Genomic DNA, 11741 nt, shown 5'->3' with positions numbered 1-11741 from the left:
GCGAGCAACGTTCTCGCTTTCCTCCCGGGCTTTTTTCCCGCCGTGTAACCGTCAGAGGACGGTCGGTCACTCTCGGACCAGCATCTTTCGACCGGAACCCTAGTGACCCATTGCAAATTGCCTGGCGACCTCGGTTGCCCGCTATCGCTCCTGCATCTGCGTTAACACATACAAAATAGATGCCAAGGTTATATCCCGCTGAAAACCATCGGTTATTCACCCACCGTGCGTCGCCGCACTGCTGGCATTGCACAGATAAGCAGCGTGCGCGCACCACCGTGAAGCAGCATGCCGGTGAGAACGTTGACGCTTCTCGCAATTCTCAACCGGCACTGAAAAAACTTTTACTTTGCGATCATGTGGTTATCACACATTGATGACACGCTAATCCGAACCAATTAAATATTGGTTCACTTCTTGCCTACGCTAAGAAAGCTGCCGAATTCACCTTTCATCAGGAAAAGTGCTGGATACGCGGCGATTACCGATCTTTTTCTGATGCATAAACAGGCGAACCAATCATGAATGACACGCCAGAAACCAGCCGCAACTCCAGCACCGCACTTGAGCAACTGCGCCAGCTGATTCAGCAACAGGAGCACACGCCCGATCGCGCGCTGCCCACCGAACGTGAGTTAGCCGAGCGGTTTGGCATCGGTCGTCGTGAAATTCGCCGGGCATTAGATGTGCTGGAAGAAGAGGGCCGCATCTGGCGTAAACAGGGCAAAGGCACCTTTGTTGGGCCCTCCGCGCCAGTGCAGCCGCTGGTGCTACAGGATCTGCCACAGCAATCGAATCTGCTTGAAGTGATGGAAGCGCGTTTACAGCTGGAGCCGGGGCTGGCACGTCTTGCCGCCCTGCGCGCCACCAAAGAACAAATCGCCTTAATGAAACGCCTGCTGGAGCGCATGCACGCCATCACGCCGCCTGAAGATGGCGATCAGCATGAACTGTGGGACAGCGCCTTCCATCGCGCCATCGCCGAAGCGGCGGGCAATCGCCTGATGCTCGGGCTGTTTGATGCCGTCGATGCGGTGCGCCGCGATCCCGGCTGGCAGCATTTGCGGGTGCAGGCGCGTACCCCGGCACGCCTGGATAACTATGACACCCATCATCAGCGGCTGGTGATGCACATCGCCCAGCGCCAGCCCCATGAAGCGGCAGCGGCGATGCGTGAGCATCTGCTTGCGCTGCAACAGGCGCTGATGGAAACGCTCTATTCCCGTCAGGAGGAAGCGCCATGACCGCACATCCCGTTTTATCGCTACGCAATCTGCGCGTGCAGTTTCGTGGTTCGCCGGTCACGGTACTGGATGATATTTCTCTGGAGCTACAGGCGGGAGAAACGCTGGCGCTGGTCGGTGAATCGGGCTGCGGCAAAAGCATCACCTCACTCACGTTAATGGGTTTGCAGCCTGACAGTGCGCAAATCTTGCAGGGCGACATGCTGTTTGATGGCCGCGATCTGCGCCAACTCAGCAGCAGTGAATACGCCAGCCTGCGTGGCAACCAATTGGCGATGATTTTTCAGGAACCGATGACCTCGCTTAATCCAGCCTTCACGCTTGGCGATCAGCTGAGCGAAGCGGTGATGCGCCATCGCAAAGTGAGTAAGCGCCAGGCAATGGACGCGGCGCTGGCGATTCTGCAAAAAGTGCAAATTCCAGCAGCGGAACAGCGGCTGAAAGCCTATCCGCATCAGCTCTCCGGCGGCATGCGCCAGCGTGTGATGATTGCCATGGCGCTGATCAACCAGCCAAAACTGTTGATTGCCGATGAACCCACTACCGCGCTCGATGTCACCATTCAGGCGCAAATTCTGGCGCTGTTGAACACCCTAAAACAGGAAACTGGCACCGCAGTATTGATGATCACGCATGATCTCGGCGTGGTAGCGGAAGTGGCGCAGCGCGTGGCGGTGATGTATGCCGGTCAGGTGGTGGAGAGCGGCAGCGTGGAGCGTATTTTCAACGATCCGCAGCATCCGTACACCATTGGCCTGATGGGCTCAATTCCCAGCCTGAGCGCGCGTGAAGGGGCGTTAGCTACCATTCCCGGCCAGGTGCCGTTGCCGGAAAACATGCCGGCTGGCTGCCGCTTTGCCACGCGTTGCCCCTTCGCCGAAATACGCTGCCACCAGCATCGTCCGGCGTTGCGCGCACTGGTGAACGATCATCATGTGGCCTGTTTCCGCGCGCCGTTAGAGCAACACGTCACGCTGGGAGAAAGTGCATGAAGCCGATTTTAGAGTGCCGCGATTTAAGCAAAACCTTCTCCACGGGCAACCGGCTGTTTTCACGCAATCGCGGCGTGACGGCGGTCGATCGCGTTGCGCTACAGGTGATGCCGGGCGAAACGCTGGCGATTGTCGGCGAATCCGGTTCCGGTAAATCGACGCTGGGACGTTTGCTGCTGCGTTTATTAGCCGCCAGCGCCGGCGACGTGTTCTATCAGGGCGAAAGCATCACCGATGCCAGCGGCGCGCGACTCAATCAGCTGCGTCGCGAATTGCAGATTATCTTTCAGGATCCGTTTGCCTCGCTCAATCCGCGCATGACGGTGCAGCAGATTGTTGGCGAACCTTTGTGGCTGCATGAAAAGATGAGCCGCGATCAGCGCCACGCGCGCGTCGCCGAACTGCTGCACACCGTTGGCCTGCCTGCGGCCTGGGTCGAACGTTACCCGCACGAGTTTTCAGGCGGTCAGCGCCAGCGCATTGGTATTGCCCGCGCGCTGGCCTCACAGCCGAAATTACTGCTCGGCGATGAGCCGGTTTCAGCGCTGGATGTGTCCGTGCAGGCGCAGGTGGTGAATCTGCTTGAGAGCCTGAAACAGCAGTTTGGCCTGACGATGGTGATCGTGGCGCACGGTTTGGCGGTGATCCGCCATATGAGCGATCGCGTGGCGGTGATGTATCTCGGTCAGATTGTCGAACTGGCCAGCGTCGATGAGATTTTTGATGCGCCGCTCCATCCTTATACGCAAGCGTTGATTGCCTCCGCGCCACAAATGCAGCCGGGCGTCAGTCGCACCATCCCAATGCTGCAGGGTGATTTGCCCAACCCAGCAGATCCACCTAGCGGCTGCCGTTTTCATACCCGTTGTCCCTATGCCACAGCGGAATGTCGCCAGTTTGAACCGATTAATCAGGTGCTGAGCGGCGGCCGTCAAATTGCCTGTCACCGCTGGCAGGAGATTAATCGCGATCGCAGCGTCATCACCCTTGCGCCACCTTCCGCCGCTTTTTTACGTCGCCGCGCCCTGTTTGAGCAGGCGGTGAATCAGCAAGCCTAACCTCTGGAGATACACCGTGAAGCAAGCTCGTCATACGTTATTAACCGCCCTCAGCGGTCTGTTACTGCTCGGGGCTAGCGCCCACAGCCAGGCTGACAGCGTGATTCGCATCGGCCTGGGCGCCGATCCCGACATGCTCGATCCGCATCTGGCGCGCACCTATTACGGCCGTTTTGTGTTTGCGGCCATGTGCGATCGTCTGGTCGATGTTGACCAAAACCTCAAAGTGGTACCGGGTCTCGCGACCGATTGGGCGTGGAGCGAGGACGGCAAAACGCTGACCATGAATCTGCGCAGTGGCGTGACCTTCCACGATGGCGAAAAATTTGATGCGCAAGCGGTGAAATTCAATATCGAACGTGCGCAAACGCTGCCGGGTTCGCTGCGTAAAAGTGAAATCTCCTCGATTGAAAGCGTGGAAGTGAGCGGCCCGATGCAGGTGAAGTTCCACCTGAAAAACCCGGATGCGGCGCTGCTGAGCCAGCTGACCGACCGCGCCGGAGCCATGCTGGCACCGGAAGCGGCGAAAAAACCCGATTTCGCCGCTCATCCGGTCTGCTCTGGCCCGTATCAGTTCGACAGCCGTGTTCAGCAGGATCGCATCGTGCTGAAGCGCTATGACAATTACTGGAATAAAGGCGCCTATCACTTCGATAAAGTGATTTTCCTGCCGATCCCGGATGCTTCAGTGCGCCTCGCAAACCTGCGTGCCGGCGATTTGGATCTCACCGAAGGCGTGGCCGCCAGCGATGTGAAAACCGTTGAAGCCGATAGCAAACTGGCGCTGGCAAAAGTCACAGGTCTTGGTTATCAGGGCATCACTTTCAATATCAACAACGGCAAAGTCGATGCTAATAGTCCGCTGAAAGATGCGCGGGTGCGTGAAGCGTTCTCACTGGCGATTGACCGTGATGCGCTGAACCAGGTGGCGTTTGAAGGCTTATATACGCCAGCCAATCAGGCGTTTTCACCGGTCAGCGCGTATCACGTCAAAACACCGATCGCACCGCGCGATGTTGAGAAAGCCAAAGCACTGCTGAAGGCTGCGGGTGTTACCACACCGCTGAATCTGACGCTGCTGGTCAGCAATAACCCGACCGCGCAGCAGGTGGGCCAGGTGATTCAGGCGATGGTCGGTGAAGCCGGTTTCAACCTCAATCTGCAAATGAGTGAGTTCGCCACCCTGTTGGATCGCCAGCAGCGCGGGGATTATCAGCTTAGCTTGTCGGGTTGGTCTGGTCGTCCGGATCCGGACGGCAGCATCTATTCGTTTATTAACAGCAAAGGCACGCTCAATGACGGACGCTACAGCAATGCGCAGGTCGATGAGTGGCTGAATGCCGCGCGTCTTACCAATGACCAGGCACAGCGTCAGGCGCTCTACACCCAGGTGGTGAACCAACTGCAAAGCGATATGCCGATTGCTTACCTCTACTTTGAGCCACGCATTTTTGGCATGTCGAAAAAACTGCAGGGCTTCAAAGCCTGGCCGGACGGATTGGTACGTTTGGCTGGCGTAAGTCTGGCGCAGTAAACCGCTAAGGAGCGAGGATGCTGGAACTGATTGTAAAACGGCTATTGCTGGCCATTCCGACGCTGCTGCTGGTGAGCATTATGGTGTTCGCACTGCAAAAGCTGCTGCCGGGCGATCCGGTGCTGGCGATGGCGGGCGAAGAGCGCGATCCAGCGGTTATCGCCCAGCTGCGGGCGGAATATCATCTGGACGATCCGATTCCCGCGCAATATTTCGCCTGGATGGGTAATGCGCTAACCGGCGATTTGGGCATGTCGCTGCGCACCAAAGAGCCGGTGACGGCGCTGATCGCCAGCAAATTGCCGGTCACGCTGGAATTGTCATTGCTGGCGATGATTATCGCGCTGGTGATTGGCATCAGCATGGGCATCATCGCCGCGGTGCGCAAAGACAGTTGGGTCGATCACACCACCAACTTTGTCGCGCTTTCCGGGATTTCAGTGCCTCACTTCTGGCTCGGTATTCTGCTGATTTTGCTGTTTTCCGTGCACCTGCAATGGCTGCCGGCATCGGGTTTTGTGCCGGTTAGCGAAGATGTGGCGCAGAACCTGAAAACGCTGCTGCTGCCAGCGCTGGTGCTCGGCACCGGACTGGCCGCCACGTTAATGCGCCACACTCGCGCTTCAATGATCGCCGTGCTGAAAGCGGATTACATTCGCACCGCACGCGCCAAAGGGCTGCTGGCAAAGAAAGTGGTGCTCAAGCATGCGTTGCGTAATGCGCTGATGCCGATTGTTACTCTCACCACGCTGCTGTTTGGCGAGTTGCTGGGTGGCGCGGTGCTGACCGAGCAGGTCTTCACGCTGCCCGGCTTTGGCAAGATGATTGTCGATGCGGTATTCAACCGTGATTACGCCGTGGTGCAAGGCGTGGTGCTGGTGGTGGCGATTGGCTTCTTGCTGCTCAATCTGCTGGCCGATGTGCTCTATATGATCATTAACCCGAAAATGCGAGGCTGACCATGAGCGAGGTATTAACCGCTGGCGCACTGCCTGCAGTGGCAAAGCCGAATCGTCGGGTGCTGAAAAAGTTCCTGCGTAATAAAAGTGCGCTGATTGGTGCGGTGATTGTGCTGCTGTTTGTCGCCGTGGCGCTGCTGGCACCGTGGCTGGCACCGTTTGATCCCATCAAAGCCAATTTCCTTGCGGTGCGTAAAGCACCTACGGTGCTGCACTGGTTTGGCACCGATGAGCTGGGGCGCGATATTTTGTCTCGCCTGGTGTGGGGCGCCCGTACTTCGCTGCTGGCGGGCTGCATTTCGGTGCTGATCGCCATTCTGATTGGTGTGCCGCTTGGGTTGATTGCCGGTTACTGGCAAGGCTGGTGCGACGGCATTATTTCGCGCTTTATCGAAGCGCTGCTGGCATGCCCGTTTCTGATTCTGGCAATCGCGCTGGGAGCGTTTCTCGGCCCGAGCTTATCAAACGCTATGATTGCCATCGGTTTATCTGCGATGCCGATTTTCGCGCGCTTGACGCGCGGCCAGGTGATCGCCATTCGCCACGAAGAGTACATTGACGGCGCGCGAGCGATTGGCCTGCCCGATCGCTGGATCATCCTGCGTTACGTGCTGCCCAATGTGCTATCGCCAATTCTGGTGCAGGCCACGCTGGCGATTGCTTCGGCGATCATTACCGAAGCCAGCCTCTCATTCCTTGGCCTCGGCCAGCAACCGCCCTCGCCTTCATGGGGCGCGATGCTGAATACCGCCAAAGGCTTTCTCGAACAGGCGCCGTGGATGTCGATTTTCCCCGGCCTGGCTATTTTTCTCACTGTGCAGGGCTTCAACCTGCTGGGCGACGGTTTGCGCGACGCGCTCGACCCACGTGATGACTCACACTAAGGAACGATCATGAGTGAACTGGATTTTAACGTTAGCTATGCCTCACACCGCGTACCGATGATGGGACGCAACGCGGTTGCCACTTCGCAGCCGCTGGCGGCGCAGGCCGGGATACGTATGTTGCAACAGGGCGGCAATGCGGTAGATGCGGCGATTGCCAGTGCAATGGCGTTGACCGTGCTGGAGCCTAGCGGCAACGGACTCGGCAGTGACGCCTTTGCGATTATCTGGGATGGCAAACAGCTGCACGGTTTGAATGCCTCGGGCCGCTCGCCCGCCGCATGGAACCCGGAACGCTTTGCCGGGCGCGATGCCATGCCGGAAATTGGCTGGGAAGCGGTCACCGTGCCGGGCGCGGTTTCGGCGTGGGTGGAGCTGGCCGAACGCTTTGGCACGCTACCACTCACCACGCTAGCGCAACCGGCCATTGAATACGCACGCGATGGTTTCCCGGTTTCACCGCTGATTGGTCATCTATGGCAGCGCGCCTACCACAAGCTGAAAGATCAGCCTGGTTTTGTCGAGTGCTTTGCGCCTGATGGACGACCGCCGCGTGCCGGCGAGCTGTTCCGTAATCCGGCGCAAGCCGAAACGCTGCAAAAAATCGCCGAAACGCGCGGTGAAACCTTCTATCGTGGCGAGCTGGCGGAAAAGATAGTGGCGTTTGCTGAGCAGCATGGTGCGGCGCTGAGCCTTGATGATCTGAAAAATCATCGCGCCGACTGGGTAGAATTGTTATCGCGTCCGTTTGCGGGCGGATCGGTGCAGGAACTGCCGCCGAACGGTCAGGGCATCGCCACCCTGATTGCGCTGGGCATTCTCGAACAGTGGGATATCGGCCGCTATGAACCGGATTCGGTGCCGTGGCTGCATCTGTCGATTGAAGCGATGAAGCTGGCGCTGGCCGATCTGGATCGCTATGTCAGCGATTACGATCACCTCGAGTTCCCGGCAGAATTGCTTCTCAGTGATGAGTATTTAAAACAGCGCGCGCAGTTGATTAATCCCGATCGGGCCGGAGATTTTACCTTTGGCTCCCCGCAGCAGAGCGGCACGGTTTATCTTTCTACCGCTGATGCCAGCGGCATGATGGTTTCCTTTATACAGTCAAACTACATGGGCTTCGGTTCTGGCGTAGTGGTGCCGGGCACCGGCATTAGCCTGCAAAATCGTGGCTGCGGTTTCTCACTCGATCCGCAGCATCCCAATGTGGTCGCCGGCGGCAAACGTCCGTTCCACACCATCATTCCGGCGTTTGCCCTCGACGGTGACGGCCAGCCGCTGATGTCGTTTGGCGTGATGGGCGGCCCGATGCAGGCGCAAGGTCATTTGCAGATGGCGCTGCGCATCATGCAGCATAAGCAAAACCCGCAGGCAGCGATTGATGCACCGCGCTGGCGCGTTGAGCAAGGACGTGCGGTGGTGGTTGAACCCGGCATCGACCGTAACGTGCTGGCGAAGCTGCGCGAGATGGGGCACCAGATCACGCTGGAAGATCCTTTGCTCGGCTATAACTTCGGCGGTGCGCAGGCGATTGTGCGCGATCCGCAAGGCTTCTATATCGCCGCCACTGAAAGCCGTAAGGATGGTCAGGCGCTGGTGTTTTGATTTAACGTGTTAAAACGGTCACCATAATGGGTGTAATGCCGATCAGCTAAGCACCTTATTAAATCACCGCACATTCCGTAGCGGCGAGATTTATCGCGCAATAAATTGCGCCGCTACAATATGTGCTCTCGGTAATTATGGGTTTTCATGTCTTAACTGACGAGCATTACACCATAATGGGTGACCCTGGAATTCCGCCATTTCCTTATCGGGTGCGCATTTATGCGCACCAGGCAAACGCCGCCCGTTGTACCCGTCAGGCCATTGCACTATTCTTTAGGACCATTCCCATCGAATCGAATTAGCCATAACAGGAGTTCATCATGGCGTCAGGAATTTCTCGCATCTGGATGCGTACCGGCATGCTGATGGTCAGCGCGTTAGTGGTGCTGCAACTCACAGCCTGCGGTGACAAAGAGGGCGATCAGCGTAAAGCGTTCAGTGACTTCCTTCAGAACACGGTGATGCGCAGCGGCGAACATCTGCCAAGCCTGAGTGAAAACCAAAAGCAAACCTTCGGCAACTACGCCAGCGACTACGCCATCCTTTATGGCTTCTCGCAGCAGACCAATCAGGCGATTGAGCAAGGTATGCGCCCGGTGGTTGATGAGTTAGCAGCGATTCGTGTACCGCAGGATTACCTCACGCGTCGCGATAGCCTGCGCCAGGCCAGCGGCAATCTGAGCGTGCTGACCCAGCAGATTCAGAGCGCCAAAATGCAGGCGGACAGCAGCAAAGCCACCCTGAAGCAGCCGGATGACCTGAAGAAAGTGTATGACGCGGCCTACGTCAAAGTCGTGACGCAGCCAGCGAGCACGCTGATTCCGCTGCTGCCACAGCTGCAGGCGCTGAGCCAGGCAGCCGTGCAAACCGGCGACTATCTGCAATCGCAAGGCACGCGCGTAACCTTCAACGATGGCGGCGTACAGTTCCCAACCCAGGATCAGGCAACGCAATACAACACGCTGATGAGCAATCTCTCCAGCAACGCGCAGGCGCTGACGCAAGCGCAAAATGCGGTGCAAGGCGGGTTGTAACAGCCGAACTATTTTAGTGGTCGCCATCAATGGCGACCCTGAAAGTCTGTTGCCCCTTTTCAGAATTTCGTCACTTCCTTACAGCCCACTTATCTGCTGCAGCAGATTGTGATCTGGCGCATTTTCGACCACAAATAGTTTGTGACATTGATCACACTTACACAACAAAGCGCCCACTTTAAAAGGTGACATAAGTCACATTCATCGCCTTGTTTTGCTTAATTTTTCGGCGCCGTTGCTTTCTTACAGCGCCTTTTTGTGATCGATGTCACCTTATTGCCCCCCAACCACCCCAGCTTAGCGTGATCTGCATCACACTTAGGCGCAGCTCTACGCAGCGTAATAAACTAGTGCTAGAGTCCGCGTGCATACAGTAATGCCACGGCCCCCGCCGTAACGTTCAAACAAAAACAAACGCGCTCTCTTATTGCAGCGCGTCTCAATAAGGGGTGGGTTTATGTCCTCATCAGTAAAGGTCAAGGTTCAGAGCTTTGGTCGCTTTCTGAGTAATATGGTGATGCCTAACATCGGTGCGTTTATCGCATGGGGTATCATCACTGCGCTGTTCATCCCAACCGGATGGATTCCAAACGAAACGCTGGCGAAACTCGTCGGCCCAATGATCACCTACCTGCTGCCACTGCTGATTGGTTTCACCGGTGGACGTCTGGTTGGCGGCGATCGCGGTGGCGTGGTCGGTGCGATCACCACCATGGGCGTGATCGTCGGTGCCGATATGCCGATGTTCCTCGGCTCCATGATTGCCGGTCCGCTGGGCGGCTGGGCGATCAAATCCTTTGACCGCGTTGTTGATGGCAAGATCAAAAGCGGCTTCGAGATGCTGGTTAACAACTTCTCGGCCGGTATCATCGGTATGCTGCTGGCGCTGCTGGCGTTTGTCGCTATCGGTCCACTGGTTGAAGGCCTGTCTCACATTCTCGCCGCGGGCGTGAATCTGATGGTGCAGAACAACCTGCTGCCGCTGACCTCAATCTTTGTTGAACCGGCGAAAATCCTGTTCCTCAATAACGCCATCAACCACGGTATCTTCTCTCCGCTGGGTATCCAGCAGGCGAGCGAGGCGGGCAAATCAATCTTCTTCCTGATTGAAGCCAACCCTGGTCCGGGTATGGGCGTGCTGGTTGCCTACATGGTATTTGGCCGCGGTAGCGCCAAACAATCTGCAGGCGGTGCAGCGATCATCCACTTCCTTGGTGGTATCCACGAAATTTACTTCCCATACGTGCTGATGGCGCCGCGTCTGTTGCTGGCGGTTATTCTCGGCGGTATGACTGGCGTATTCACCCTGACACTGCTGAACGGCGGCCTGGTCTCTCCGGCTTCTCCAGGTTCTATCCTGGCGGTGCTGGCGATGACGCCAAAAGGCGCTTACTTCGCGAATATCGCTGCCATTATCGCTGCGTTTGCCGTCTCTTTTGTGGTCTCAGCTATCCTGCTGAAAACCAGCAAAGTGAAAGAAGATGACGATATCGAAGCGGCGACACAGCGCATGCAGGATATGAAAGCGCAGTCAAAAGGTCAGGCTGTTGCCGGTTCGCCAGTTGCTGGCGATGCGATGAGCGTTGACCTGAACCACGTGCGTAAAATCATCGTAGCCTGTGACGCCGGTATGGGTTCAAGTGCGATGGGTGCGGGCGTGCTGCGTAAGAAAGTGCAGGACGCAGGTCTGAGCAATATCTCCGTCACCAACACGGCGATTAACTCGCTGCCGGGCGACGTCGATCTGGTGATTACCCACCGCGATCTGACCGAACGTGCAATGCGTCAGGCGCCGCAGGCGCAGCACATTTCGCTCAACAACTTCCTTGATAGCGCGCTGTACAGCAACCTGACCGAACGTCTGGTGGCCGCTAACCGCAGCGAAGCGCGTCGTGAAACCGTGCAGACCACGCTGGCTGACAGCTACGACGAAGGCAACGCGCACCTGTTCAAACTGGGTGCAGACAACGTGTTCCTCGGTTTGAGTGCCACCCATAAAGAGCAGGCGATTCGCTTTGCGGGTGAGCAGCTGGTGAAAGGCGGCTACGTGCAGCCGGAATATGTTGATGCGATGCTGGAACGCGAAAAGCTGACGCCAACTTACCTCGGTGAATCCATTGCTGTGCCACACGGTACTGTAGAAGCGAAAGACCGCGTGCTGAAAACCGGCGTGGTGTTCTGTCAGTATCCGGCGGGCGTACAGTTTGGTGATGAGCCAGAAGACGTGGCGCGTTTGGTGATTGGTATCGCCGCTCGCAATAACGAGCACATTCAGGTGATTACCAGCCTGACCAACGCGCTGGATGATGACAGCGTGATTGAGAAGCTGGCCAATACCACCAGCGTGCAGGATGTGTTGGATCTGCTCTCGGGCAGCACCGTCAAAGCGTAATACCCCGTTTTACCTTCCCTGGGGCGGGTAAGC

9 protein-coding genes and 1 riboswitch are annotated in these 11741 nt (G+C 57.1%); all 9 genes read left to right on the top strand.

Going from position 1 to position 11741, the window contains the following annotated elements; all coding sequences use genetic code 11:
- Window positions 1–19 precede the first annotated feature (19 nt).
- A riboswitch (guanidine-I (ykkC/yxkD leader) is annotated at window positions 20–114 on the bottom strand.
- 407 nt (window positions 115–521) lie between these two features.
- Window positions 522–1244 carry a FadR/GntR family transcriptional regulator gene (locus IB226_RS20465; protein WP_192236857.1) on the top strand — a complete coding sequence of 241 codons (723 nt, stop codon included), beginning with the start codon at window positions 522–524 and terminating at the stop codon, window positions 1242–1244.
- Window positions 1241–2236, top strand: a complete 996-nt coding sequence (locus tag IB226_RS20460; RefSeq protein ID WP_192236856.1) for an ABC transporter ATP-binding protein — start codon at window positions 1241–1243, stop codon at window positions 2234–2236. Before IB226_RS20465 ends, IB226_RS20460 begins: the two co-directional genes overlap by 4 nt.
- Window positions 2233–3294, top strand: coding sequence for an ABC transporter ATP-binding protein (locus IB226_RS20455; RefSeq protein ID WP_192236855.1), 1062 nt, complete (start codon window positions 2233–2235; stop codon window positions 3292–3294). Before IB226_RS20460 ends, IB226_RS20455 begins: the two co-directional genes overlap by 4 nt.
- A 16-nt stretch (window positions 3295–3310) precedes the next feature.
- Window positions 3311–4828, top strand: a complete 1518-nt coding sequence (locus IB226_RS20450) for an ABC transporter substrate-binding protein (RefSeq protein WP_192236854.1) — start codon at window positions 3311–3313, stop codon at window positions 4826–4828.
- Window positions 4829–4845: 17 nt separating this feature from the next.
- On the top strand, window positions 4846–5787 hold the full coding sequence (locus IB226_RS20445) for an ABC transporter permease (RefSeq protein ID WP_137384873.1): 942 nt from the start codon (window positions 4846–4848) through the stop codon (window positions 5785–5787).
- 2 nt (window positions 5788–5789) lie between these two features.
- Window positions 5790–6671, top strand: coding sequence for an ABC transporter permease (locus tag IB226_RS20440; RefSeq protein ID WP_101763820.1), 882 nt, complete (start codon window positions 5790–5792; stop codon window positions 6669–6671).
- A 9-nt stretch (window positions 6672–6680) separates the two neighbouring features.
- Window positions 6681–8279, top strand: coding sequence for a gamma-glutamyltransferase family protein (locus IB226_RS20435; protein ID WP_192236853.1), 1599 nt, complete (start codon window positions 6681–6683; stop codon window positions 8277–8279).
- Between the two features lie 323 nt (window positions 8280–8602).
- Window positions 8603–9316, top strand: coding sequence for a DUF3053 domain-containing protein (locus IB226_RS20430; protein ID WP_110867877.1), 714 nt, complete (start codon window positions 8603–8605; stop codon window positions 9314–9316).
- Window positions 9317–9773: 457 nt separating this feature from the next.
- Entirely contained in the window at window positions 9774–11708 is a 1935-nt protein-coding gene (locus IB226_RS20425) for a PTS mannitol transporter subunit IICBA (RefSeq protein WP_101763823.1), read from the top strand.
- Window positions 11709–11741 lie beyond the last annotated feature (33 nt).

The organism is Pantoea sp. PNT03, assembly GCF_014852515.1.
In the GTDB taxonomy this organism is placed as follows: Bacteria; Pseudomonadota; Gammaproteobacteria; order Enterobacterales; family Enterobacteriaceae; genus Pantoea; species Pantoea leporis.
The sequence above is the reverse complement of the archived record's forward strand: the minus strand, read 5'-3'. Positions and strand labels throughout refer to the sequence as shown.

Excerpts from the sequence above, each read along its gene's own strand:
- IB226_RS20465 (WP_192236857.1), top strand. The coding sequence starts at position 522 with ATGAATGACACGCCAGAAACCAGCCGCAACTCCAGCACCGCACTTGAG.
- IB226_RS20460 (WP_192236856.1), top strand. The coding sequence starts at position 1,241 with ATGACCGCACATCCCGTTTTATCGCTACGCAATCTGCGCGTGCAGTTT.
- IB226_RS20455 (WP_192236855.1), top strand. The coding sequence starts at position 2,233 with ATGAAGCCGATTTTAGAGTGCCGCGATTTAAGCAAAACCTTCTCCACG.
- IB226_RS20445 (WP_137384873.1), top strand. The coding sequence starts at position 4,846 with ATGCTGGAACTGATTGTAAAACGGCTATTGCTGGCCATTCCGACGCTG.
- IB226_RS20440 (WP_101763820.1), top strand. The coding sequence starts at position 5,790 with ATGAGCGAGGTATTAACCGCTGGCGCACTGCCTGCAGTGGCAAAGCCG.
- IB226_RS20435 (WP_192236853.1), top strand. The coding sequence starts at position 6,681 with ATGAGTGAACTGGATTTTAACGTTAGCTATGCCTCACACCGCGTACCG.
- IB226_RS20430 (WP_110867877.1), top strand. The coding sequence starts at position 8,603 with ATGGCGTCAGGAATTTCTCGCATCTGGATGCGTACCGGCATGCTGATG.
- IB226_RS20425 (WP_101763823.1), top strand. The coding sequence starts at position 9,774 with ATGTCCTCATCAGTAAAGGTCAAGGTTCAGAGCTTTGGTCGCTTTCTG.